A 24,963-nucleotide genomic window follows, 5' to 3' on the forward strand; every position below is an offset into this window, starting at 1 on the left:
CGATCAGGCGATGCTCGGCAATACGATTTCGTCGCTGCGCTGAACCCCGGCGGTAAAAGCGCGGCACAGTTCCAGGAACTCGCGCATCGCCGAGGTCTGGTACTTCTGCTTATGCCAGATAAAGTAGAACTGCCGGGCCAGGTCCAGGTCCGGCGTTTCTACCGGCACCAGGCTGCCACGGCGGAACGCATCGCGCAGTGCCAGTCGCGAAATGCAACCAATCCCCAACCCCGACTCCACTGCTCGTTTGATCGCCTCGGTGTGTTCCAGCTCCAGGCGGATATTCAGTGCGCTGCGATGATGGCGCATAGCCTGATCAAATGTCAGGCGCGTGCCTGAGCCTTGTTCCCGCAGGATCCACGCCTCATGGGTCAGCTCATCCATGCTGGCCACGCCACGCTTGGCCAAGTGATGCTGGGGCGCGCAGAACACCACCAGCTCATCTTCCACCCAGGTCTGCACCTCGATGTCCGGATGGCTGCAATCGCCTTCAATCAGACCCAGGTCAATTTCGTAATGCGCCACCTGATGCACGATATGCGCAGTGTTTTGCACATGCAGTTTCACCTGACTCTCGGGGTGCTGCTGCATGAAGCTGCCGATCAGCAGGGTGGCCAGGTAATTGCCGATGGTCAGGGTGGCGCCCACGGCCAGTGAGCCAAAGCCGGACTTGCCGTTGAGCAGGTCCTCGATCTCTTTCGCCTGATCCAGCAGTGCCACCGCTTGAGGCAGCAATTGATGCCCGAGCGCATTGAGGCTCAGGCGTTTGCCGGCGCGGTCGAATAATTGGCAGCTGGATTGGCGCTCCAGCTCGGTAATCGACGTGCTGGCGGCGGATTGGGATAAGGCCAGAAGGCCAGCAGCGCGGGAGACGCTTTCCTGCTGGGCGACGGCGACGAAGACTTGCAGTTGACGGAGAGTGAATCGCATATCGATATAACCGATAACCCTTATCTTAATAATCCAGTTAACAGATATTGTCGCCGCCATTAGAATGCTGTGCAATTGCGCACTTCACCTTTGGCGCAGGCCCATTTCCAGGAGTCCCCCGTACATGAGCAACATGAACCACGAGCGTGTCCTCAGTGTTCATCACTGGAACGACACTCTGTTCAGCTTCAAGTGCACCCGCGATCCGGGTTTGCGCTTCGAGAACGGTCAGTTCGTGATGATCGGCCTGCAACAGCCCAACGGCCGCCCGCTCATGCGCGCCTATTCCATTGCCAGCCCGAACTGGGAAGAGCATCTGGAATTCTTCAGCATCAAGGTGCCGGATGGCCCGCTGACTTCCCAGTTGCAGCATTTGAAGGAAGGCGACGAGATCATCATCAGCAAAAAACCGACAGGCACCCTGGTGCTTGACGATTTGAAGCCGGGCAAACACCTGTACCTGCTCAGCACCGGCACGGGCCTCGCGCCATTCATGAGCGTGATCCAGGACCCGGAGACCTACGAGCGTTTCGAAAAAGTGATCCTGTGCCACGGCGTGCGTTACGTCAACGAAGTCGCCTACCGCGAATTCATCACCGAGCACCTGCCGCAGAACGAATTCTTCGGCGAGGCCCTGCGTGACAAGTTGATCTACTACCCGACCGTGACCCGCGAGCCGTTCGAAAACGAGGGGCGCCTGACCGACCTGATGCGCAGCGGCAAGCTGTTCAGCGACATCGGCCTGCCACCGATCAACCCCGAAGACGACCGCGCCATGCTGTGCGGTAGCCCAAGCATGTTGGATGAGACCAGCGAAGTGTTGAACAGCTTTGGTCTGAAAGTTTCGCCGCGCATGCGTGAGCCGGGTGATTACCTGATCGAGCGTGCGTTCGTCGAAAAATAAACGCGATCAAACAATGTGGGAGGGGGCTTGCCCCCGATTGCGGTGGATCAGTCATGATGAGTGACTGGCACACTGCTATCGGGGGCAAGCCCCCTCCCACATTTGTTTCCGGTTTATTTGGCCGGCACCACTTCCAGCACACAAATCAGCCCCGCCTCGGGATAGTGCCAACGCACATCCACGTCCCAGAATTGCGCACCGTATTCGCGCTCAGGCCCGGGCGTCTGGTAGGCAGGGCGCGGATCCTGCGCCAGGCACTGATCGATCAACTCCACCAACGGCTCCCCAAGACGCTGCGCATGGCCCTGGGCCTGTTGCAGTGCAGTCTTGAGCCACTGCACGCCAATCAGCTGCGGCGCACCGCTGGCGATGCTGTTGGTGGCGGTATCAACGCTGTCGGCATAGGGCACATACGGCTTGATATCCAGCACCGGCGTGCCGTCGAGCAAATCGATCCCGGAAATCCACAGGCGCCCCGGTTCTACCTTGTCCAGCTTTACCACCGACTGGCCGATGCCATTGGGGCGATGGGTCGCGCGGGTGGCGAATACGCCCATGGCCGTGTTGCCGCCCAGGCGTGGCGGGCGCACTTTAAGGCGTGGCTTGTCTTCCAGCGCCTGGTGGAACAGAAACAGCAGCCACACATGGCTGACCTGCTCCAGGCCCTGCACCGCTTCGCCGCCATCGAACGGCGCCACCAGCTCCAGCACACCGCGGGCGGCTGGCGCCAGTTGCGGCTGGCGCGGGATAGCGAACTTCTCCTTGAAGCAGGAGCGTACGAAGCCGACGGGCGCGACCTGATAACTCATGGCTTACGCGCGAACCCGCAGCGTCAGCCCCTTGAGGAAGTTGCGCAGCAACTGGTCACCACAGGTGCGGTAGTTGGTGTGACCGAACTTGCGGAACAGTGCGCTCAGCTCCGGCTTGGACACTGGGAACTCGGCAGCCTTGAGGATGGCGTGCATGTCGTCTTCCTTCAATTCGAAGGCCACGCGCAGTTTTTTCAGGATGATGTTGTTGGTCACCGGGGTTTCGATCGGCTGCGGTGGACGGCTTTCGTCCTTGCCGCGCTTGAACATGACCAAGCCATCGAGGAAATGCGCCATCACCTCATCCGGGCAGAACACGAAGCCTTCTTCCTCATCTTTCTTGAGGTAAGTCAGCAGGTCTTCCTTGGTTACGTCCATGCCGCCGAGCTTGATGATCTCGACCATCTTGTTGTCGCTGATGTCGAGCATGTAGCGCACGCTGCGCAGTACGTCGTTGTGAATCATGGTGGGCAATCCTGGTTTTCAACGGGGTAGACACCGCCCAGTCAGGCAGTGTCGGGAAAAGGGCACCGGCTTAGAACTTCTCTTTGCCGGACAGGTAACGCCATTGGCCCACGGGCACCTTGCCAATGGAGACGCCACCGATGCGAATGCGCCGGATGGCGACGACTTTCAAGCCAACGGCTTCGCAGAACAGCGCTATCACCCCCGGCTGCGGGTTTTTCAGCGCAAACCGCAGGCGGTTCTCGTTCTGCCAGCTGGCTTTCACGGCCGGCAGCTCCTTGCCTTTGTAGGTCAGGCCGTGGTTCAGGCGGTTGAGGCCGTGGGCGGCCATGTCGCCCTCGACTTCCACCACGTATTCCTGCTCGATCTTGGCGGCATCGGCGGTCAACTTGCGCAGAATCTTCCAATCCTGGGTGAACACCAGCAGGCCGCTGGCCTTGGCTTGCAGGTCGGCACTGGCGGTCAGGCGCAGGAAGTGACCCTTGAGCGGGCGCTTGCTGAAGCGGTGCTCTTCCGACAGCGTCTCGGCGCTGATCGACGCCATGGCCGTCTCGGCATCCATGCCCGCCGGAGCGTGCAGCAGGATGGTCACCGGCTCCGGCACGGTGGCTTTGGCTTGCGGGTCCAGCTCGACCTTTTGGGTGGTGACCTTGAACTGCGGTTCGTCGATCACTTCACCGTCCACCGTGACCCAGCCGCCTTCGATAAACAGCTCAGCCTCCCGACGGGAGCAACCGACCAGTTCGATAAGGCGTTTGGAGAGGCGTATGGGGTCAGTCATGACAAGGGCCGTAACAAAAGGGGGCGGCTATTGTACCTGTGTGGGGCCGGTTAATCCCGGCCCCATTTCAGCACGGTGCTTTATTGATAAAGCCCGATTCAAAAGGTGGTCAGCCACTGCCTATGCGCTGCTGCTGGCGCAGGCGCATATGCAGCAACGGATAAGGCTGGCCCAGGCCGTCGTGTTCCGTGCGTCCGATCACTTCAAAGCCTTGCTTGAAATAGAACCCCAGCGCCTGCGGGTTCTGCTCGTTCACGTCCAGCTCATCGGCATTCATGCACTCGATCGCATAGCGCAGCAATTGCCGGCCCAGGCCCTGGCCTCGAAAGGGTGGGTCGATAAACAGCATTTCGACCTTGCCCGCAGCCACCCCGGCGAACCCGGTGATGCGTTGGCGCGTGTCCTTGGTGCAGATCAGCATTACGGCGTCCAGATAGCGAGTCAGCACCTGGTTTTTCAGGCGCAGGATGTAGCTGTCCGGCAAGAAGTCGTGGGTAGCCCGCACCGAGGCCTCCCAAATGCGCGTCAACTCTGGGTAGTCGCAGGTTTTAGGTGTGTGGATGACCGAATGCTGACGCATGCCCGCGACCCTTTGCCTTATGGGGAGTGATGGGCAAAACGATAGACGTAAAAAAGCCCCGCATCCTGTTCAGGAGCGGGGCTTTTTCATTTTTTTACAATCAATCGCGCTTTTCAGCCCACAAGTCATACTCGTCGGCGTCAGTCACCGTGCACCACACCTTATCGCCTGGTTTCAAACCGCTGGCATCGTCGATAAATACGTTACCGTCGATTTCCGGCGCATCGAAGAAGCAACGGCCAACCGCGCCTTGCTCGTCGACTTCGTCGATCAGTACTTCGATCTCCTTGCCGATGCGCAGTTGCAGACGCGCCGAGCTGATCGCCTGCTGGTGCGCCATGAAGCGCTCCCAACGGTCTTGCTTGACGTCGTCCGGCACCACGGCCAGGTCCAGCAGGTTGGCCGGGGCGCCTTCAACCGGCGAGTACTGGAAGCAGCCGACGCGGTCCAGCTGGGCTTCGGTCAGCCAGTCCAGCAGGTACTGGAAGTCTTCCTCGGTTTCGCCAGGAAAACCGACGATAAAGGTCGAGCGGATGATCAGTTCCGGGCAGATTTCGCGCCAGTTCTTGATGCGCGCCAGGGTCTTGTCTTCGAAGGCCGGGCGTTTCATGGCCTTGAGCACCTTGGGGCTCGCGTGCTGGAACGGGATGTCCAGGTACGGCAGGATCTTGCCGGCGGCCATCAATGGGATCAGCTCGTCAACGTGCGGGTACGGGTAAACGTAATGCAGGCGCACCCACACGCCCAGGCTGCTCAAGGCTTCGCAGAGTTCGGTCATGCGGGTTTTCACCGGCGCGCCATTCCAGAAACCGGTGCGGTATTTGACGTCGACGCCATAGGCGCTGGTGTCCTGGGAAATCACCAGCAGCTCTTTCACGCCGGATTTGACCAGGCGCTGGGCTTCGTCCAGCACGTCGCCGACCGGACGACTGACCAGCTTGCCGCGCATCGACGGAATGATGCAGAAGCTGCAGCTGTGGTTGCAGCCTTCGGAAATCTTCAGGTAAGCGTAGTGACGCGGGGTCAGCTTGATGCCTTGCGGCGGCACCAGGTCGATCAGCGGGTTGTGGTCCTGGCGCGGCGGCACCACGGCGTGTACGGCGTTGACCACCTGCTCATACTGCTGCGGGCCGGTCACGGCAAGCACGCTTGGGTGGACGTTGCGGATATTGCCTTCTTCCACGCCCATGCAGCCGGTCACGATGACCTTGCCGTTTTCCTTGATGGCTTCGCCGATCACTTCCAGGGATTCAGCCTTGGCCGAGTCGATAAAGCCGCAGGTGTTGACCACCACCACGTCGGCGTCCTGGTAAGTGGACACGACGTCATAGCCTTCCATACGCAGTTGCGTGAGGATGCGCTCGGAGTCAACCAGAGCCTTCGGGCAACCCAGGGATACAAAGCCGACCTTGGGGTTGGCTTTTGCGATGGTGGTGGACATGTCTAACCTCGGTATTGAATGACGCCGCCAGTCGGGCACGAAACGGCGGTACACGGGCGTTTGTGACGCCTCTGATCAAAAAGTGCGCAATTCTAGCGGCGGGCCGCGCACTTGACCAGCTTTATGCAGGGAAATGCGACGAGTGCTCGCTTGACCTGCGCGCCGTTCTGGTCGAGATCAGCCAGTAAACCGAATTGCGCCTTCGCGTCCCGGATCTGCCCTACGCCGGCGTCAAGGCGCCGTTTTTTCTACAGCCTGGCCGCTGGCTACCAAGCCATGGACAGCCTGGCCCGGGTTTTCAACATCCCTGACTTCATCTGGCAGCAGCAGGGCGACGGGAAAGTGTTCTTGGGCAGTTGGGCTGACAGCTTCTTTGGGGTTCGCCCATCGCTACAGCTGCCGGTGGAACTGTTCGACGACTACCAGGGCAATCAAGGCGCGATGATTGCAGCCCTTCCCGGGTTGCGACCAGGTGCAACAATCAACCATGGCGAGCGTATCACCAGTGTGGCGCTCATCGACAACCAGATGGTCATCCGATGGACGACGCAATCCGCCGCAGCGTAGAACGACAATTCCCTGAACTTACCGGCGGTTACCACCTGCCACGCTTTGCACGGGTTGTCACCGTGGCCGATGCCCCGGCCGGCGCCGGGATCTGTGATGACTTCCGGCCGCGCTATGCGGTCGACATCGAGGTCATGGGGCCTGACGGCGAGCCAGACACAAAGCTGCCGATCTTGGCCGGCGTGCCTTTGCCGCTGCCCACCGGTGGCGAGGAAATGGGCATCTATGCCTTTCCCGAGGAAGGCACCCAGTTGGTGGTGTGCTTTGCATACGGTCTGCCGCACAAGCCCTATATCCAAACGATCCTACCCCACGGCCTGAGCATGCCCAGCGTGCCGAAGGGCGACCAGGTGTGGCAGGTCAACGTCCTAGCGTTGCTCAAGAGCCGCTAATACGTGCCCAGGATCATTGTGTATGGCGCGCAGGAGTGCCCGTGCGGGGCCTTCTGGCTCCCGCCGACCTTGCTCCCAGTTTTGGAGCGTTCCCACCGCGACATCAATCGCTTTGGCAAAACGTGCCTGGGAAAGTCCTGTGGCCTTGCGGATCATTTTGACCTTCACCGCATCCACATGGAACTCACGGGACGGCGGGCGTTCGCCACGGTCAATCTCGTCCATCTGGGTCATGCTTTCGACCAGGCGGTTGAACAGATTCTTTTCCATCATTTCCACCCTTTGTTTAACTCTGCCAGTACTTTCTTTTCCGCTGGGGATAGATCGTCTTTTATCCCCTTACGGTAGATCAGGATCAGCCTGATCTGGTAAGCCGCCGATAGGTAGAAATAGATCACCCGAACCCCACCGCTCTTACCTTTCCCGTTCGCGCTCCAGCGGACCTTCCTCAGTCCGTTGGTGCTTTGGATCACATCACCAGCCGTTGGGTTTTCGGCTAGGTACTCCTGAAATTCGCGGTAGCTTTCATCGCTCAGAAGCTCGCCAAGATCTTCCGTGAAGATGGGGGACTCAATGAATATCACCTAATGCGCTATCCGTCATTGGCGTACTGTTGAGGGTAGCTGCTCATGATCCGCGATGCAACATCGTTCGCGAATGGAGGGCCGGGGGTCATTAGTCCCGCGGAGCATCCCTAAGATGCTCAGGGAGCTTTGCTTGAGCGACGAGACGTTTGTGCTCTTTGGTAACCAACGGGAGTAGCAGATCGCTGAGGATACTAGCCAACCTAATGGCCGTGGCCTCGTCCAGCCTGTTAACTGTTCCTGTCCGGCCGGAAGCGCAACTGACCTGTTTTTCTGTGATGCCCATTCCGACCAGAACACCGTCAATGAACGTAGTTAAGTGGTCGTTTTCACGGAGTAACACTCTGCTTTCGGGCGCTTCCTGAAAGTCCCAATCGACTTTAAAACGCTTGCCTACTTTTAGGGAGTGCCGGCTTGCTCTTCATGTTTTGCCCATGAGCTGGTGATGGTTGGGTCCGAACCTTACACCTGGTGCTGGCCAGGGTGAAATTCTTAACCTCGGTATTGAATGACGCCGCCAGTCGGGCACGACACGGCGGTACACAGGCGTTTGTGACGCCTCTGATCAAAAAGTGCGCAATTCTGGCGGCGGGTGACCAGCTTTATGCAGGGAAATGCGACGAGTGCTGCGCTATGCTTCGCGCCGTTGCGCGTAGGTAAAATCCTAAGGTCAACAAAACGTCTGTTACGTGAAGTAAAACAGCGCATGCTAGGGGCCGTTTGGGCACGTTGTTTATAAAAGACCTCAGGTCAAAGGGCAGGAGTGGTTGATGGGTCAGGCAAGTAGTCAGGCAGCGGGTGCCGAGCATTCAAACGCCAAGCCGATTGGCATGCTGGTGGCAGCGGTCGGGGTGGTGTACGGCGATATCGGCACCAGCCCGCTCTACACCCTTAAAGAGGTGTTCAACGGCGGTTATGGGGTGCAGGTCAACCATGACGGCGTATTGGGGATCCTGGCGCTGATCTTCTGGTCGCTGATCTGGGTCGTGTCGATCAAGTACATGCTGTTTGTGCTGCGCGCCGATAACCAGGGCGAAGGCGGCATCATGGCACTGACCGCCCTGGCGCGCCGTGCGGCGGGGGAGCGCAGGAAGTTGCGTAGTTTCCTGGTGGTGTGCGGCTTGTGCGGCGCGGCGCTGTTTTACGGCGACAGCATGATCACCCCGGCGATTTCGGTATTGTCGGCCGTCGAGGGCCTGGAACTGGCTTTCGATGGCCTGGAACGGTGGGTAGTCCCTATCGCGCTGGTGGTACTGGTGGCGCTGTTCCTGATCCAGAAACACGGCACTGACCGCATCGGCAAGCTGTTCGGCCCGGTGATGGTGACCTGGTTCCTGGTGCTCGGCGGCCTCGGTGTGTATGGCATCACCCTGCACCCTGAGGTGCTCAGTGCCATGAACCCGATGTGGGCCGTGCGCTTCTTCGAGGCGCACCCCGGAATTGGCGTGGCCATCCTCGGCGCAGTGGTGCTGGCCCTGACCGGGGCGGAAGCGCTTTACGCCGACATGGGCCACTTCGGCCGCAAACCCATCGCCCGCGCCTGGTTCATCCTGGTGCTGCCGGCGCTGGTGCTCAACTATTTCGGCCAGGGCGCCATGCTGCTGGGCGATCCGGAAGCGGCCCGCAACCCGTTCTACCTGTTGGCGCCGAGCTGGGCGCTGGTCCCGCTGGTGGTGCTGTCGACCCTGGCCACGGTGATTGCGTCCCAGGCGGTGATTTCCGGTGCGTTCTCGTTGACGCGCCAGGCGATCCAGTTGGGCTATATCCCGCGCATGCACATTCAACACACCTCCAGTGCCGAACAGGGCCAGATCTATATCGGCGCGGTGAACTGGTCGCTGATGGTCGGCGTGATCCTGCTGGTGCTGGGCTTCGAGTCTTCCGGTGCGCTGGCGTCGGCCTATGGCGTAGCGGTGACCGGCACCATGCTGATGACCACGATCCTGGTGTCTGCGGTGATGCTGCTGCTGTGGAAATGGCCGCCGGTGCTGGCGGTGCCGGTGTTGCTCTGCTGCCTGTTGGTAGACGGGCTGTACTTTGCCGCCAACGTGCCGAAGATCATCCAGGGCGGTGCCTTCCCGGTATTGGCCGGGATCGTGCTGTTCGTGCTGATGACCACCTGGAAGCGCGGCAAGCAATTGCTCGTCGAGCGCCTCGACGAAGGTGGCCTGCCGCTGCCGATATTCATCAGCAGTATCCGCGTGCAGCCGCCCCATCGTGTGCAGGGCACGGCGGTGTTCCTCACGGCGCGGCCCGACGCCGTGCCCCACGCGCTGTTGCACAACCTGCTGCATAACCAGGTGCTGCACGAGCAGGTGGTGCTGCTGACCGTGGTCTACGAAGACATCCCGCGTGTGCCTGCGACGCGGCGTTTCGAAGTAGACGCCTATGGCGAAGGGTTCTTCCGGGTGATCCTGCACTTCGGCTTTACCGATGAGCCGGACGTGCCCGAGGCGCTGAAGCTGTGCCATCTGGACGAACTGGATTTCAGCCCGATGCGCACCACCTACTTCCTGAGCCGTGAAACCGTGATCGCCTCGCGCATCAAGGGTATGGCGCGTTGGCGCGAAGCGTTGTTCGCGTTCATGCTGAAGAATGCCAACGGCAACCTGCGCTTCTTCAAACTCCCGGTCAACCGGGTGATCGAACTGGGCACCCAGGTCGAAATGTAAGGCGCTGTCCTGCGGGAGCCGGCAATCGGCTCCCGGTTTACTTCTGAACCGTTTACCTCTGAACCCTTTACCTCTGAACCCTGTGCGATCCGTCGTTGTCGACTAGGCTCTAAGCACCATGAAAGAGAGCCTTGGAGCTTGCCCACAGAACCCGAAGAGGTGCGCCATGAGTCAGCTGCTCGAACCCTACACCCTGCGTCAACTCACCCTGTTGAACCGCATCGCGGTCTCACCGATGTGCCAGTACTCAAGTGAGGATGGCCTGGCCAACGACTGGCACCTGGTGCACCTGGGCAGCCGCGCCGTCGGTGGCGCCGGGCTGATTTTTACCGAAGCCACCGCCGTGACCGCCGATGGCCGCATCACCGCCCAGGACCTGGGCCTGTGGAAAGACGAACAGATCGAACCCCTGCAACGCATTACGCGCTTCATTGCGGCCCAAGGCGCGGTGGCGGGTATTCAGTTGGCGCACGCCGGGCGCAAGGCCAGCACGTATCGGCCCTGGATTGGCAAGCATGGCAGCGTCAAGCCAGCAGACGGTGGCTGGGTGCCGGTCGGCCCATCGCCCATCGCATTCGACCCCCAGCACACGCAACCCACGCCGCTGGACGAAGGGCAGATCCAGCAGGTGATCGCCGATTTCGTCGCCGCCGCCAAGCGTGCATTGACGGCCGGCTTCGAAGTGGTAGAGATCCATGCCGCCCACGGTTACCTGCTGCATCAGTTCCTGTCGCCCATCAGCAACCAGCGTCAGGACCAGTACGGCGGCTCGTTCGAAAACCGCATCCGCCTGGTCCTTGAGGTCACCCGCGCGGTGCGCGACGTGTGGCCCCAGGACTTGCCGCTGTTCGTGCGCGTGTCGGCCACCGACTGGGTGGAGGACGGCTGGAACCCCGATGAAACCGTCGAACTGGCGCGCCGCCTGAAAGACCTGGGCGTGGACTTGATCGACGTGTCCTCCGGCGGCACCGCCGCCAACGCCGAAATCCCCACCGGCCCCGGCTACCAGACGCGCTTTGCCGAGCGCGTGCGCAAAGAGTCGGGCATCGCCACCGGCACGGTCGGCATGATCACCGAACCGGCCCAGGCCGAACACATCCTGCGCACCTGCCAGGCCGACCTCATCTTCCTCGCCCGTGAATTGTTGCGCGATCCGTACTGGCCGCTGCATGCCGACGATGACCTGGGCGGGCGCAAGGCGATCTGGCCGGCGCAATATCAGCGGGCGACGCACCGCGACCAGCCGATTCATGAGTCCGATCTCAGGGATTGATCCTTAGCGTATGCCTACAGAGCCCACCCTGATCCGGTGGGTTTTTTTTGCCCGCCTATATGAAGAAGGCGGATTTAAGCGACGAATGCATGGGAATCGACTGTAGGTATTTATTACCGATCTAATTATTTAAGTTAATACTCTAAAAAAATCCCACACGTAACTGGATTCTTTCTAAGCTTAAGGCAGGAGTATTGGATCGATATCAGGAGAAGTAGTCCATGGCCAAGTCCTATGGTGTAGCGGGTGGGGTGTTATCTTTTCTGACCCGCAGGATGTTCTTGCGTGGCCGCAGATTGAGTTCGGATGAAGTTGAATTGCTGGCGCATTATCGCGCCCTCACCGAGAGCGACCAGGTAGCGATGCGCTATCTGATCGGGGCGATGAAAACCGTGTCGCGGTTCTGAATGACGAAACGGGCTCGCCACGATGCCCGTCAGGCAAGGCGAACACGGTACCTGTGGCGAGGGAGCTTGCTCCCGCTGGACTGCGCAGCAGTTCCATCGTTTGGGGCCGCTTCGCGGCCCAGCGGGAGCAAGCTCCCTCGCCACAGATGGTTCAGGTGTATTTGCGCTTGTCCGGCGCGGGCGGGAAGTACTGATACAGCCAGGTTTCGCTCAAGGTGCGGTCCTGGGTGCGGATAAACAAGCGCAGCTCTACCGGCTCCACGCTGTCGCTGGTGGGGTACCAGTCGAACAGAATGCGATAGCCCTTGATGTTATCGAGCACCAGCACGCTGAAGTCTTTCACCTCGCCGTGGGAGCAGGTGACCACCGGCTCTATGCCCGTGCCGGGTGGCAAACGGTCCAGGCCGCCGCCCTTGAAGTCCACGGCAAAGCGGCGTGCCCATACCTCAGGGTAATGCTCGCCCGGGGCCCAACCTTCGGTGAACCCACCCATGCCTGAACGGGTCGCGTCGACCTGGGCCAGCGGTGTGCTCACCGGCGGCAGGGCGCTCCAGTAGAGCTTGTAGCCGTAGTTGAGCGAATCACCGGCCGCCACCGGCTTTTTCGGGGTCCAGAAGGCCACGATGTTATCGAGGGTTTCGCCGGTGGTCGGAATTTCCAGCAGGTCGATCGAGCCCTCACCCCAAGCGGTGGTGGGTTCCACCCACAGGCTGGGGCGCTTGCTGTACCAGTCCACCGTGTCCTGGTAACTGGCGAATTCGTGGTCGGTTTGGACCAGGCCAAAACCTTTGGGATTAGTGTCGGCGAATGCGTTGAATTGCAGCTTGGCCGGGTTGTTCAGCGGGCGGCAGATCCACTCGCCGTTGCCGCGCCACATGGCCAGTCGGTCCGAGTCGTGAATTTGTGGGTGGATGGTGTCGCACATTCGCCGCTCATGCGTGCCGCAACTGAACATGCTGGTCATTGGCGCAATCCCCAGCTGTTCGATGGCGGTGCGCGCGTTGATATGCGCGTCGATGGCCATCACTACTTGATTGGCCTGGCAGTCGATATCGAAGCGGTAGGCGCCGGTAGCGCTGGGCGAATCGAGCAGGGCGTAGACCACGAAGCGGGTGGCGTTCTTGTCCGGGGTTTCGAACCAGAACTGCGTGAAGTCAGGGAATTCCTCACGTTTTTTCGCATAGGTGTCAATCGCCAGGCCGCGCGCCGACAGGCCGTACTGGCCGGTGGAGTCCACTGCACGGAAGTAGCTGGCACCGAGGAACGACAGCACGTCATGCCGGTCCAGCTCCGGCGCCTTGAACAGCTTGAAGCCGGAGAAACCCAGATCGCCGGTCAGTTGTTTAGTGTCGACCGTGGTTTTTTCATAGTTGAACAGCGAAGGGCGGAAGTGCACTTCGCGGGCCTCGCGGGTGTTGGGGTCGACGCTGTGCATGCGCACCGGCGTCTTGAAACCCATGCCGACGTGGAAAAACTGCACGTCCAACTGCCCCTTCAGTTCCTTCCATAACGAATGGTTGGCGTCATAGCCGATGGCGTTGAAATTCTGTGGCGTCATGGTCGCCAAGGTGGGTGGCAGCACCTGCCGAGTATCTTTATACGCGCTGCCGGCGAGCTGCTTGGCCTGGGCTTTGAGCGTTTCAAAATCGAATGCCACGGCCTTGCCATCGGCGGCACGGTTCCCGGCCCAGGCCTGCGCGGCCAACAGGCCACTGGCCGACAAACCGGTGTAGGCCGCAATGGCCATGGACGCTTTGAGCAAATTCCTGCGGTGCATAGAGACAACCTGTCGTGAGCGAATCCCGCGCCGTTCCTGGCACGTAACGGATCAGAAATAACGGTTCGGACATGCCTTCGGCCAAACGCAACGGACAATAAACAGACGCCGGATAGCTTAAGCGGTTCGATGGTGAAGGAAAAATCATTGATGGCGGGATGATGGCGCCGCTGTGCAACAAGACATTTCTGATATCAGGATGAGCGTTACATCTGGAAGCACTCTAGATCGGGGCTTTTTTGCACTTAGTTTTACGCTGGGGGCCTATTGGTCCTACGAACCCAAGTGTCTGGAGGCTACGCATGAATACCCGTGGATTGCTCGATCAGTTGCTCAAGTCTGGTCAGGACATGTTGCAGAACAAGGCTGGCGGCCAGCGCCCATCAGCCGACAAAGGCGCCCTCGGTGGGCTGCTTGGCGGCGGCGGGCTCGGCAGTTTGCTCGGAGGCGCCGGCGGTGGCGCACTGGCGGCCGGCGCCATGGGCTTGCTGCTGGGCAACAAAAAAGCCCGCAAATTCGGCGGCAAGGCCCTGACCTACGGAGGCCTGGCCGCCTTGGGGGTCATCGCCTACAAAGCCTATGGCAATTGGCAGGCGCAGCAGGCCAGCGCGCCCCAGGGTGAGCCGCAGACCATCGACCGCCTGCCGCCGGCCCAGGTCGAGCAGCACAGTCAGGGCATTCTCAAGGCGCTGGTTGCCGCCGCCAAGGCCGACGGCCACGTGGATGAGCGTGAACGCGCGTTGATCGAAGGCGAGTTCACCAAACTCGACAACGACCGCGAGCTGCAAACCTGGCTGCACGCGGAGCTGAACAAACCCCTCGACCCGGCCGACGTCGCCCGCGCCGCCAGCACCCCGGAGATGGCCGCCGAAATGTACATCGCCAGCGTGATGCTGGTGGACGAGGAAAACTTCATGGAGAAGGCCTACCTGGACGAACTGGCGCGCCAACTGAAACTTGAGCCGGGTTTGAAGGTAGAGCTGGAGAAACAGGTACGCCTCAACGCATAAGCAGCGCCGTGCATCCATTCAAGTGTGGGGAGAGCAAGCCTCTCCCACATTTAAATCGAGGCTGGTTTGAGCCGCCGCAATGGCGCAGCCCAATACTGGCACCGTTGCCAAAACCCCCGAAAACCATTGATTAATAGACGCCTTCGCTCAGCTATACTCCCCTCCATTTGAATGGCTTGCGAGGAATTACTGTGAAGAACTGGACCCTGCGCCAACGGATTTTGGCGAGCTTTGCGGTAATCATCGCGATCATGCTGCTGATGGTCGTGCTCTCGTATTCACGGCTGCTGAAAATCGAATCCAGCGAAACCCTGGTCCGGGACGACGCCGTGCCTGGCGTGTTTTTAAGCTCGATGATTCGCAGCGCCTGGGTCGACAGCTACCTGCAAACCCAGGAGTTGGTGGGGATCCACAAGAACCAGGGCGTTTCCGAGGTCGAAAAGCAAGGCTACAAGTCTTTCGAAACGCGCCTTGAAAAGTACATGGCCGATTACACGAAAACCATCAGCTCCACTCAGGACCGCAACGAGTTCGATGCCTTCGAAAAGCTGCATCAGAGCTACAACCAGACCCTCGCCAAGGTGCTCGAGGCGCAGCAGAACAACAACGCCGCCGAGGCACTCAAGCTGTTCAACGAACAACTGACGCCCGCCTGGGTCGCCGGCCGCATGAAACTCAATGACATCATCCTCGCGAATAAACAGGTCGCCGACGGCGCCACCGACGCCATCGACAGTGCCGTCGAGGCCGCAAAAATCAGCATGGGCGTCTCGCTGCTGCTGGCGATTCTTGCTGCTGCGCTGTGTGGCCTGCTGTTGATGCGCGCAATCATGGCGCCGATGCAGCGCATCGTCGATATCCTCGAAACCATGCGCACCGGCGACCTGAGCAAGCGCCTGAATCTGGAGCGCAAGGACGAGTTCAACGTGGTTGAAACCGGCTTCAACGACATGATGACCGAACTGACCGCTCTGGTTTCCCAGGCACAGCGCTCGTCGGTGCAGGTCACGACCTCGGTGACCGAGATCGCCGCTACCTCCAAGCAGCAGCAGGCGACCGCCACTGAAACCGCCGCCACCACCACTGAAATCGGCGCCACCTCCCGTGAAATCGCCGCGACCTCCAAGGACCTGGTGCGCACCATGATCGAAGTGTCCACCGCCGCCGACCAGGCCTCGGTCGCCGCCGGTTCCGGTCAGCAGGGCCTGGCGCGCATGGAAGAAACCATGCACTCGGTGATGGGCGCCGCCGACCTGGTCAATGCCAAGCTGGCGATCCTCAATGAAAAGGCCGGCAACATCAACCAGGTGGTGGTGACCATCGTCAAAGTGGCGGACCAGACCAACCTGCTGTCCCTCAACGCCGCCATCGAGGCCGAGAAAGCCGGTGAGTACGGGCGCGGTTTTGCCGTGGTCGCCACCGAAGTACGCCGCCTGGCCGACCAGACCGCCGTCGCGACGTACGACATCGAGCAGATGGTGCGTGAGATCCAGTCGGCGGTGTCGGCCGGGGTGATGGGCATGGACAAGTTCTCCGAGGAAGTGCGCCGAGGCATGTTCGAAGTGCAGCAGGTGGGTGAGCAACTGTCGCAAATCATCCATCAAGTGCAGGCCCTCGCGCCGCGAGTGCTGATGGTCAATGAAGGCATGCAGGCCCAGGCCACCGGCGCCGAGCAGATCAACCACGCGCTGGTGCAACTGGGCGATGCCAGCAGCCAGACCGTCGAGTCCCTGCGCCAGGCCAGTTTTGCCATCGATGAACTGAGCCAGGTTGCGGTCGGTCTGCGCAGCGGCGTGTCGCGTTTCAAAGTCTGATGAGCGACCTCGCGGCTAAACGCGGCGCCGTCCCGGCAGCGAAAAAGGCGTTGTTCCTGGTGTTCCACATCGGCAGTGAACGCTTTGCCCTCAAGGCGACGGAAGTGGTCGAGGTGCTGCCGCGCCTGCCGCTCAAGCCCATCGCTCATGCACCGGCGTGGGTGGCGGGCATCTTTGCCCATCGTGGCGCGCTGGTGCCGGTCATCGACCTGAGCGCCTTGACGTTCGGCGTTGCGGCCCAAGCGCGTACCAGCACGCGGCTGGTGCTGGTCAATTATCAGCCACAGCCCTGGAGCGAAGCGCGTTGGCTGGGGCTGATTCTGGAACAGGCTACCGACACCTTGCGTTGCGACCCCGCCGAATTCCAGCCCTATGGCCTGGATAACCGCCAGGCGCCTTACCTGGGGCCGGTGCGCGAAGATGCGCTGGGCTTGATGCAATGGATTGGTGTCGCCGAGCTGTTGACCGATGACGTGCGCGCCTTGCTGTTTTCCAGCGAGTTGAGCCTATGAGCAGTGACCCGCGCTTCTGGGCCTTCCTTAAAGAGCGCATCGGCCTGGACGTCGCCTCGGTGGGCGAGGCGATCATCGAGCGCGCGGTGCGTCAGCGTTGCCAGTTGGCCCAGGCGCAGACGGCAGAGGCGTACTGGCAGCTCCTGCACAGCTCCCATGATGAGCAGCAGGCGCTGATCGAAGCGGTGATCGTCCCCGAGACCTGGTTTTTCCGCTACCCCGAGTCCTTTGCCACCTTGGCCCGCCTGGCACACGCACGGTTGGCCGAGATCAAGCAGATGCGCGCCTTGCGCATTCTCAGCCTGCCATGCTCCACCGGCGAAGAGCCCTATTCGATTGCCATGGCCCTGCTTGACGCGGGCCTGGCGCCGCACCAATTCAAGGTACAAGGAATGGACGTCAGCCCGCTGTCCGTGGAGCGTGCCCGCCGCGGTGTGTACGGCAAGAACTCGTTTCGTGGCGGCGACCTTGAATTTCGCGACCGTCACTTCACTGAAGACGGCGGTACCTATCGCATCGCCGACCGGGTTCGCGAACAGGTGCGCCTGCAAGTCGGCAACTTGCTCGACCCGGCACTGCTGGCCAACGAACCCACCTACGACTTTGTGTTCTGTCGCAACCTGCTGATCTACTTCGACCAGCCCACCCAGAAGCAAGTTTTCGACGTGCTCAAGGAACTGACGCACGTGGACGGCGTGCTGTTTATCGGCCCGGCCGAAGGCGGCCTGCTGGGGCGCCATGGCATGCGTTCGATTGGTGTGCCGCAGTCCTTTGCGTTCAGTCGGCATGTGGAACCGGTCGCACCCGCCCCGGTGTTTGTACCGATGCCGGCGCCCGCGTCGCAACGCAGTCCGGCGCCGATCGCGCTCAAGCCGCGCCCGTTCAGCACGGCCGGCACCCAGGCGGCACCGGTCAAAGCGCCGCCCCCGGAGGCAGGCGAGATGCTCAACCAGATCGCCACCTTGGCCAATCAAGGCAAAAGTGCCGAGGCCCGTGCTGCCTGCGAACGTTATTTGAACAGCCATCCGCCGGCCGCCGCCGTGTTCTACTGGCTGGGCCTGCTCAGCGATGTCGCCGGCAGCGCCGTGGAGGCGCAGAGTTATTACCGCAAAGCCTTGTACCTGGAACCGCAGCATCCGCAGGCCTTGATGCACCTGGCCGCGTTGCTCGAGTCTCAGGGCGACAGTGCGGGGGCGCGCCGTTTGCAGGCGCGCGCCGCGCGTAGCGAGCGAGCTGACAGTGAGTCCAAACGATGAGTAGCCCTGACGCGCTCGACACCGCAGGCCTGGACCTGACCCTGGCCGACACCCAAGCCATTGATGACTGCTGGAACCGCATCGGCATTCATGGCGACAAATCCTGCCCCTTGCTGGCAGAGCACATCCATTGCCGCAACTGCTCGGTGTATTCCGCCGCCGCCACGCGCCTGCTCGACCGCTATGCGCTGCAGCAGGACGACCGGCCTGCGCAGGCGGCTGGCGAGCTCGCTCACCAGGTGGTCACCCGCTCCTTGCTGATGTTCCGCCTCGGCGAAGAATGGCTGGGCATTGCCACCCGTTGCCTGGTGGAAGTGGCGCCGTTGCAACCGATCCACTCGTTGCCTCACCAGCGTTCCCGGGCCTTGCTGGGCGTGGCCAACGTGCGCGGGGCATTGGTGGCCTGCCTGTCGCTGGTGGAATTGCTCGGCCTGGACAGCAGCAGCACCGGCGTCACTGGCGGGCGCATCATGCCGCGCATGCTGATCATTGCCGCGCAGGATGGCCCGGTAGTCGTGCCGGTGGACGAAGTGGATGGCATCCATGCCATCGATGAGCGCACCTTGAACGCCGCGTCGGCCTCCGGCACCCAGGCCAGCGCGCGCTTCACCCAGGGTGTCGTGCAGTGGAAAGGTCGCAGCCTGCGCTGGCTGGACGAAGCCCAATTGCTGTCCGCCGTGACCCGGAGCCTCGCATGACCCCCGACCAGATGCGCGATGCCTCGCTGTTGGAATTGTTCAGCCTGGAAGCCGACGCGCAAACCCAAGTGCTCAGCGCAGGCCTGCTCGCGCTGGAGCGCAACCCGACCCAGGCCGACCAGCTCGAGGCCTGCATGCGCGCCGCGCATTCGCTCAAGGGCGCGGCGCGGATTGTCGGCGTGGAGGCCGGCGTCAGCGTGGCCCATGTCATGGAGGATTGCCTGGTCAGCGCCCAGGAAAGCCGCTTGTACCTGCAGCCCGAACATATCGACGCGTTGCTGCAGGGCACGGATTTACTGATGCGCATCGCCACCCCGGGCAATGATGTCGGGCCTGCGGATATTGCCGCCTATGTGGCGCTGATGGAGCGCTTGCTGGACCCGTCGCAATCCAGCGCCATGCTCGCGCCGAAACCCGCGCCCGCGCCGGTAATCGAAGCGCTGGCGCCGGAACCTGAGCCAGCGCCAGCCGTGCCGAGCGAGCCGCCGCGTCAGAGCAAACCGATGACCGAAGGCGGCGAGCGCGTGCTGCGGGTCACGGCCGAGCGCTTGAACAGCCTGCTGGACCTGTCCAGCAAGTCGCTGGTGGAAACCCAGCGACTCAAGCCTTACCTCGTCAGCCTGCAGCGCCTCAAACGCATTCAAAGCAACAGCCTGCGCGCTCTGGATGTGCTGGACGGTCACCTCAAGGTCGTCGATTTGAACCTCGAGGCCCAGGAAGCTCTGGCCGATACCCGCCGCTTGTTGAGCGAAGCCCAGGCGTTGCTGGCGGAAAAAAATGCTGAGCTGGACGAGTACACCTGGCAGGCCGGCCAGCGGGCCCAGGTGCTCTACGACACTGCATTGGCCTGTCGCATGCGCCCGTTTGCCGATGTGCTGACCGGACAGGCGCGCATGGTGCGCGACCTCGGTCGCAGCCTGGGCAAGCAAGTGCGCCTGGAGATCGAAGGGGAGAAGACCCAGGTCGACCGTGACGTGCTGGAAAAGCTCGAGGCGCCACTGACGCACCTGCTGCGCAATGCCGTCGACCATGGCATTGAAATGCCCGAGCAGCGGCTGCTGGCGGGCAAGCCGGCGGAAGGCTTGATTCGCCTGCGCGCGTCGCATCAAGCCGGACTGCTGGTGCTGGAGTTGAGCGATGACGGTAACGGCGTCGACCTTGAGCGCCTGCGCGGCACCATTGTCGACCGGCACTTGTCCCCCGTGGAAACCGCGCTGCGCCTGAGCGAGGAGGAACTGCTGACGTTTCTGTTCCTGCCGGGGTTCAGCTTGCGCGACAAGGTCACCGAAGTGTCCGGTCGCGGCGTAGGCCTGGATGCGGTGCAGCATATGGTGCGTCAATTGCGCGGTGCGGTGGTGCTGGAGCAGGCGGCAGGGCAGGGCAGCCGTTTTCATCTGGAGGTGCCGCTGACCCTGTCCGTGGTGCGCAGCCTGGTGGTGGAAGTCGGCGAAGAGGCGTATGCCTTCCCACTGGCGCACATCGAACGCATGTGCGACCTGGCCCCCGAGGACATTGTGCAGCTGGAAGGTCGCCAGCATTTCTGGCACGAGGGCCGGCATGTCGGCCTGGTCGCCGCCAGCCAGTTGTTGCAGCGTCCACCGGGGCAGACCCCTTCGGAAACCTTGAAAGTGGTGGTGATCCGTGAGCGCGATGCCGTGTATGGGATTGCCGTGGAACGTTTCATCGGCGAGCGCACCCTGGTGGTGTTGCCGCTGGATGCTCGCTTGGGCAAGGTCCAGGATATTTCCGCAGGCGCGTTGCTCGACGATGGCTCGGTGGCCTTGATCGTCGACGTGGAAGACATGCTGCGTTCGGTGGACAAGTTGCTCAACACCGGCCGCCTGGAGCGCATCGCAAGGCGCAGCCAGCAGGCCACCGAAGCGCCGCGCAAGCGCGTGCTGGTGGTGGACGACTCGCTGACCGTGCGTGAGCTGCAACGCAAGTTATTACTCAATCGCGGTTATGAAGTGGCCGTCGCGGTCGATGGCATGGATGGCTGGAACGCATTGCGCTCCGAGGATTTCGACCTGCTTATCACAGATATTGATATGCCACGCATGGACGGTATTGAATTGGTCACACTCTTGCGCCGTGACAGTCGCCTGCAATCGTTGCCGGTGATGGTGGTTTCCTACAAGGATCGTGAAGAAGACCGACGCCGTGGCCTCGACGCCGGCGCCGACTATTATTTAGCCAAAGCCAGCTTCCACGACGACGCCCTGCTCGACGCCGTGGTTGAATTGATTGGAGGCGCCCGGGCATGAGGATTGCAATCGTCAATGACATGCCGTTGGCCGTCGAGGCGTTGCGTCGCGCCTTGAGTTTCGAACCTGCCCATGAAGTGGTGTGGGTGGCCAGCAATGGCCTGGAAGCGGTGCAGCGTTGCGCTGAGGTGACGCCGGATCTGATCCTGATGGACTTGATCATGCCGGTGATGGACGGCGTGGAAGCGACCCGCCAGATCATGGCCGATACGCCATGCCCGATCGTGATCGTCACCGTGGACCGCCAGGCCAACGTCAGCCGAGTCTTTGAAGCCATGGGCCACGGCGCGTTGGATGTGGTGGACACGCCGGCGCTGGGGGTGGGCAACCCCAAGGATGCGGCGGCGCCGTTGTTGCGCAAGATCCTCAATATTGGCTGGCTGATCGGCCAGCGCGGCAGCCGCGTACGCGCTGAAACCGCGCCGCAGCGCAGCACCGGCAAGCGCCAAAGCCTGGTGGCCATCGGTTCGTCGGCGGGTGGCCCCGCGGCTCTGGAAGTGCTGCTCAAGGGGTTGCCGCGTGACTTTCCTGCCGCGATCGTACTGGTGCAGCATGTGGATCAGGTGTTCGCCGCCGGTATGGCCGAGTGGTTGAGCAGCGCGTCCGGCCTGCCGGTGCGCCTGGCCCGTGAAGGGGAGCCGCCCCAAAGCGGGGTGGTCTTGCTGGCCGGTACCAACCACCATATTCGCTTGTTGAAAAATGGCACGCTAGCCTATACCGCAGAGCCGGTGAACGAAATTTACCGGCCTTCCATCGATGTGTTTTTTGAAAGTGTCGCCAGCCATTGGAACGGTGACGCCGTCGGCGTACTGCTGACCGGCATGGGGCGCGACGGGGCCCAGGGCCTCAAGTTGATGCGAGAACAAGGCTATTTGACCATCGCCCAGGACCAGAACAGTTCGGCGGTGTATGGCATGCCCAAAGCGGCAGCGGCGATTGACGCCGCTGTTGAAATTCGCCCACTGGACAGAATTGCGCCGCGACTGCTGGAGGTCTTTGCAAAATGATCGAACATCTCCCGCTGTGCTGGTTTGCAGGCAGTAATTCAGGTGACTGCACATGATTGATTTACAACTCGACGGCTTCAAGACCGACGAAAACGCCGCCATGGTGCTGCTGGTCGACGACCAGGCCATGATCGGGGAAGCCGTGCGGCGCGGCCTGGCCCATGAAGAAAATATCGACTTCCACTTTTGCGCCGACCCGCACCAGGCGATCTCCCAGGCGATTCGCATCAAGCCGACGGTGATTCTGCAAGACCTGGTCATGCCCGGCCTCGACGGCCTGACCCTGGTGCGCGAATACCGCAATCACCCGGCCACGGCGAATATCCCGATCATCGTGCTCTCCACCAAAGAGGACCCGCTGATCAAGAGCGCAGCCTTTGCGGCCGGCGCCAACGATTACCTGGTCAAGCTGCCGGACAATATCGAACTGGTGGCGCGCATTCGCTATCACTCGCGCTCCTACATGACCCTGTTGCAGCGGGACGCGGCTTACCGCGCGTTGCGGGTCAGCCAGCAACAGTTGCTGGACACCAACCTGGTGCTGCAACGGCTGATGAATTCCGATGGTTTGACCGGGCTGTCCAATCGCCGTCACTTCGACGAATACCTGGAACTGGAATGGCGCCGTGCCATGCGCGACCAGACCCAACTCTCCTTGTTGATGATCGACGTGGACTTCTTCAAGACCTTCAACGACAGCTTCGGTCACGTCGAAGGCGACGAAGCGCTGCGCAAGGTCGCCGCCACCATCCGCGATGCCAGCAGCCGTCCTTCGGACCTGCCGGCGCGTTACGGCGGTGAAGAATTCGCCCTGGTGCTGCCCAACACCTCGCCGGGCGGTGCGCGGCTGGTCGCGGAAAAACTGCGCATGGCGGTGGCCGCGCTGAACATCCCGCATATCGCGCCGGCGGAAGGCGCGAGCCTGACCATCAGCATTGGCTTGTCGACTCTGACCCCGGTGCAAGGTACGGATTGCCGCCAGTTGATCATGGCAGCGGACAAGGGGTTGTACATGGCAAAGAACAATGGGCGCAATCAGGTCGGCATCGAGTAACTCAAGGCCGGCTCAGAGCCAAATGTGAGAGGGGGCTTGCCCCCGATGGCGGTGTGTCAGCTCAGGATAAACTGACAGACAGACTGCATCGGGGCACAGGTATCTACACAATTTTGCAGCAGCCTCCGGTAACCACGATGCGAAGCGAGCCGCTCTTGATCTTGATCTTAAGCGCCCCGTTAAACCACGCTGGCCGGAATTCGGCATTGATTTGGAGGGTAAACCGGCAGGGATGCCGGTTTAGCCGCCCCGCGCCATGATGGCGCGTGGCGGCGGCCCTCCAAATCAATGTCGGATTACGGGCACACCGAGCCTAGGCGAGGTGCCGAGTGGTGGGGCAAGAGCCCTTTTGGTTACTTTTGGGGCTCTTTTCCAAAAGTGACCCGCCGTAAGGGCGGAACCCTAAGCCGCCGTTACCGCAGCAACGGATATGTACTCGCTCTGATCCAACATAATGGTCTGCTGCCAGGCCGCCATCGGGGGCAAGTCGAATCGTCGCACCGCCCCTCCCACATTTAGATCTTCATTGGCCTTGGGATTGTGTACAAATCCGCGCCTTTTCGGCTAGGCGGGCTGCCGTTTCCAGGCGTTTGCCGTTATACTCGCCGGCTTTCAAAAGTTCGCCAACGAGTGCTGCCCGCCATGGAAATCAACCCGATCCTGAACACCATCAAGGACCTGTCCGAGCGCTCCGAAACTATTCGGGGGTATCTTTGACTACGATCAAAAGCATGAGCGTCTGACCGAAGTCAATCGCGAGCTTGAAGATCCGAGTGTCTGGAACAAACCTGAATATGCCCAGGAACTGGGCCGCGAGCGCGCTGCGCTGGCGCAGATCGTCGACACGCTCGACGAGCTGAACACCGGCCTGGCCGACTGCCGCGACCTGCTGGACATGGCCGTCGAAGAAGATGACGAAGGCGCAGTGGGCGATGTCGTCGCCGAGCTGGCCCGTCTCGAGGAAAACCTCGCCAAGCTTGAATTTCGCCGCATGTTCAGCCACGAAATGGACCCGAACAACGCCTACCTGGACATCCAGGCCGGTTCCGGCGGCACCGAGGCTCAGGACTGGGCCAACATCCTGCTGCGCATGTACCTGCGCTGGGCCGACAAACGCGGTTTCGACGCGACCATCATGGAACTGTCCGCCGGTGAAGTAGCGGGCATCAAGGGCGCCACCGTGCACATCAAGGGTGAATACGCCTTTGGCTGGCTGCGTACCGAGATCGGCGTACACCGCCTGGTGCGCAAGAGCCCGTTCGACTCCGGTAACCGTCGCCATACCTCGTTCTCCGCTGTTTTCGTCTCGCCAGAGATCGATGACAAGGTGGAAATCGAGATCAACCCGGCCGACCTGCGTATCGACACCTACCGCTCCTCCGGTGCCGGTGGCCAGCACGTAAACACCACCGACTCGGCCGTCCGTATCACCCACGTACCGACCAACACCGTGGTCAGTTGCCAGAACGAGCGTTCCCAGCACGCGAACAAGGACACCGCCATGAAAATGTTGCGGGCCAAGTTGTACGAGCAGGAAATGCAGAAGCGCAACGCCGCTTCTCAAGCACTGGAAGACACCAAGTCGGACATCGGCTGGGGTCACCAGATCCGCTCCTATGTGCTCGATGCGTCGCGGATCAAGGATTTGCGCACTAACATCGAACGCAGCGACTGCGACAAGGTGCTCGACGGCGATATCGACGAATACCTGGAAGCCAGCCTGAAATCGGGCCTCTAAAGAACCCTGTAGGAGCGGGGGGGACGCC

22 protein-coding genes and 2 pseudogenes are annotated in these 24,963 nt (G+C 61.3%); 15 read left to right on the forward strand and 9 right to left on the reverse strand.

Annotated features, from left to right (window positions below):
• Positions 1–3: 3 nt before the first annotated feature.
• Entirely contained in the window at positions 4–930 is a 927-nt protein-coding gene (locus C4J86_RS06405) for a LysR family transcriptional regulator (RefSeq protein ID WP_010212678.1), read from the reverse strand.
• A 124-nt stretch (positions 931–1,054) separates the two neighbouring features.
• Here C4J86_RS06405 and fpr point away from each other — a divergent pair, with 124 nt between their 5' ends.
• Positions 1,055–1,834: a ferredoxin-NADP reductase gene (gene fpr, locus C4J86_RS06410; RefSeq protein ID WP_003189055.1), complete on the forward strand. Its 780-nt coding sequence runs from the start codon at positions 1,055–1,057 to the stop codon at positions 1,832–1,834.
• 113 nt (positions 1,835–1,947) lie between these two features.
• On the opposite strand, the gene tsaA is transcribed toward fpr, so the two are convergent.
• From tsaA to rimO, 5 genes are all read right to left on the reverse strand, one after another.
• Positions 1,948–2,643 carry a tRNA (N6-threonylcarbamoyladenosine(37)-N6)-methyltransferase TrmO gene (tsaA, locus tag C4J86_RS06415; protein ID WP_124369836.1) on the reverse strand — a complete coding sequence of 232 codons (696 nt, stop codon included), beginning with the start codon at positions 2,641–2,643 and terminating at the stop codon, positions 1,948–1,950.
• A gap of 3 nt (positions 2,644–2,646) precedes the next feature.
• The gene (locus C4J86_RS06420; protein WP_124369837.1) at positions 2,647–3,108 is read right to left on the reverse strand and encodes a DUF1456 family protein; all 462 of its coding nucleotides are present in this window, start codon (positions 3,106–3,108) and stop codon (positions 2,647–2,649) included.
• A 70-nt stretch (positions 3,109–3,178) separates the two neighbouring features.
• Positions 3,179–3,889, reverse strand: a complete 711-nt coding sequence (locus C4J86_RS06425; protein ID WP_124369838.1) for an rRNA pseudouridine synthase — start codon at positions 3,887–3,889, stop codon at positions 3,179–3,181.
• A gap of 109 nt (positions 3,890–3,998) precedes the next feature.
• Positions 3,999–4,469, reverse strand: a complete 471-nt coding sequence (locus C4J86_RS06430) for a GNAT family N-acetyltransferase (protein WP_124369839.1) — start codon at positions 4,467–4,469, stop codon at positions 3,999–4,001.
• 100 nt (positions 4,470–4,569) lie between these two features.
• A complete protein-coding gene (rimO, locus tag C4J86_RS06435) occupies positions 4,570–5,910 on the reverse strand; it encodes a 30S ribosomal protein S12 methylthiotransferase RimO (RefSeq protein WP_124361557.1) in 1,341 nt (446 codons plus the stop codon).
• A gap of 149 nt (positions 5,911–6,059) precedes the next feature.
• Here rimO and C4J86_RS06440 point away from each other — a divergent pair.
• Positions 6,060–6,477, forward strand: a pseudogene (locus C4J86_RS06440) (hypothetical protein); the annotation flags it as partial.
• Positions 6,450–6,836, forward strand: a pseudogene (locus tag C4J86_RS06445) (hypothetical protein); the annotation flags it as partial. The pseudogenes C4J86_RS06440 and C4J86_RS06445, both read left to right, overlap by 28 nt.
• 9 nt (positions 6,837–6,845) lie before the next feature.
• Here the strand turns inward: C4J86_RS06445 and C4J86_RS06450 are convergent.
• Together C4J86_RS06450 and C4J86_RS06455 are read right to left on the reverse strand one after the other, a co-directional pair.
• Positions 6,846–7,139 carry a DNA-binding transcriptional regulator gene (locus tag C4J86_RS06450; RefSeq protein ID WP_124369841.1) on the reverse strand — a complete coding sequence of 98 codons (294 nt, stop codon included), beginning with the start codon at positions 7,137–7,139 and terminating at the stop codon, positions 6,846–6,848.
• A complete protein-coding gene (locus C4J86_RS06455; protein ID WP_124369842.1) occupies positions 7,139–7,453 on the reverse strand; it encodes a hypothetical protein in 315 nt (104 codons plus the stop codon). The genes C4J86_RS06450 and C4J86_RS06455 overlap by 1 nt, the downstream gene beginning before the upstream one ends.
• A 770-nt stretch (positions 7,454–8,223) precedes the next feature.
• Here C4J86_RS06455 and C4J86_RS06460 point away from each other — a divergent pair.
• The 3 genes from C4J86_RS06460 (at position 8,224) to C4J86_RS06470 (ending at position 11,805) form a co-directional block, all read left to right on the forward strand.
• Positions 8,224–10,125: a potassium transporter Kup gene (locus tag C4J86_RS06460; RefSeq protein ID WP_124361561.1), complete on the forward strand. Its 1,902-nt coding sequence runs from the start codon at positions 8,224–8,226 to the stop codon at positions 10,123–10,125.
• A gap of 166 nt (positions 10,126–10,291) precedes the next feature.
• Positions 10,292–11,398, forward strand: coding sequence for an NADH:flavin oxidoreductase/NADH oxidase (locus tag C4J86_RS06465; protein WP_124366074.1), 1,107 nt, complete (start codon positions 10,292–10,294; stop codon positions 11,396–11,398).
• A gap of 221 nt (positions 11,399–11,619) precedes the next feature.
• Positions 11,620–11,805 (forward strand): hypothetical protein, encoded by a 186-nt coding sequence (locus C4J86_RS06470; RefSeq protein WP_124369843.1) that lies wholly within the window; start codon positions 11,620–11,622, stop codon positions 11,803–11,805.
• 151 nt (positions 11,806–11,956) lie between these two features.
• Here C4J86_RS06470 and C4J86_RS06475 read toward each other — a convergent pair whose 3' ends face one another.
• Positions 11,957–13,582: a glucan biosynthesis protein D gene (locus C4J86_RS06475; protein ID WP_124366076.1), complete on the reverse strand. Its 1,626-nt coding sequence runs from the start codon at positions 13,580–13,582 to the stop codon at positions 11,957–11,959.
• A 302-nt stretch (positions 13,583–13,884) separates the two neighbouring features.
• Here C4J86_RS06475 and C4J86_RS06480 point away from each other — a divergent pair, with 302 nt between their 5' ends.
• The 9 genes from C4J86_RS06480 to prfB all read left to right on the forward strand — a co-directional run bounded on the left by C4J86_RS06480 (position 13,885) and on the right by prfB (position 24,935).
• Positions 13,885–14,592 (forward strand): tellurite resistance TerB family protein, encoded by a 708-nt coding sequence (locus tag C4J86_RS06480; RefSeq protein WP_124369844.1) that lies wholly within the window; start codon positions 13,885–13,887, stop codon positions 14,590–14,592.
• A 191-nt stretch (positions 14,593–14,783) separates the two neighbouring features.
• Entirely contained in the window at positions 14,784–16,406 is a 1,623-nt protein-coding gene (locus C4J86_RS06485) for a methyl-accepting chemotaxis protein (RefSeq protein WP_124366077.1), read from the forward strand.
• Entirely contained in the window at positions 16,406–16,918 is a 513-nt protein-coding gene (locus C4J86_RS06490; protein ID WP_124369845.1) for a chemotaxis protein CheW, read from the forward strand. Before C4J86_RS06485 ends, C4J86_RS06490 begins: the two co-directional genes overlap by 1 nt.
• Positions 16,915–18,174, forward strand: coding sequence for a protein-glutamate O-methyltransferase CheR (locus tag C4J86_RS06495; RefSeq protein WP_124369846.1), 1,260 nt, complete (start codon positions 16,915–16,917; stop codon positions 18,172–18,174). Before C4J86_RS06490 ends, C4J86_RS06495 begins: the two co-directional genes overlap by 4 nt.
• A complete protein-coding gene (locus C4J86_RS06500; RefSeq protein WP_124369847.1) occupies positions 18,171–18,872 on the forward strand; it encodes a chemotaxis protein CheW in 702 nt (233 codons plus the stop codon). The genes C4J86_RS06495 and C4J86_RS06500 overlap by 4 nt, the downstream gene beginning before the upstream one ends.
• Positions 18,869–21,136, forward strand: coding sequence for a hybrid sensor histidine kinase/response regulator (locus C4J86_RS06505; RefSeq protein WP_124369848.1), 2,268 nt, complete (start codon positions 18,869–18,871; stop codon positions 21,134–21,136). The genes C4J86_RS06500 and C4J86_RS06505 overlap by 4 nt, the downstream gene beginning before the upstream one ends.
• Entirely contained in the window at positions 21,133–22,143 is a 1,011-nt protein-coding gene (locus C4J86_RS06510) for a chemotaxis response regulator protein-glutamate methylesterase (protein ID WP_124369849.1), read from the forward strand. The genes C4J86_RS06505 and C4J86_RS06510 overlap by 4 nt, the downstream gene beginning before the upstream one ends.
• 52 nt (positions 22,144–22,195) lie before the next feature.
• The gene (locus C4J86_RS06515; RefSeq protein WP_124369850.1) at positions 22,196–23,197 is read left to right on the forward strand and encodes a diguanylate cyclase; all 1,002 of its coding nucleotides are present in this window, start codon (positions 22,196–22,198) and stop codon (positions 23,195–23,197) included.
• 642 nt (positions 23,198–23,839) lie between these two features.
• Positions 23,840–24,935 (forward strand): peptide chain release factor 2 gene (prfB, locus tag C4J86_RS06520; protein WP_100226016.1). Its coding sequence is split into 2 segments (ribosomal slippage): positions 23,840–23,911 and positions 23,913–24,935, totalling 1,095 coding nucleotides; the frame shifts between segments, so codons are not numbered across the junction.
• The last annotated feature ends 28 nt before the right edge of the window (positions 24,936–24,963 follow it).

The sequence above is a fragment of the Pseudomonas sp. R2-7-07 genome, assembly GCF_003852355.1.
GTDB lineage: Bacteria > Pseudomonadota > Gammaproteobacteria > Pseudomonadales > Pseudomonadaceae > Aquipseudomonas.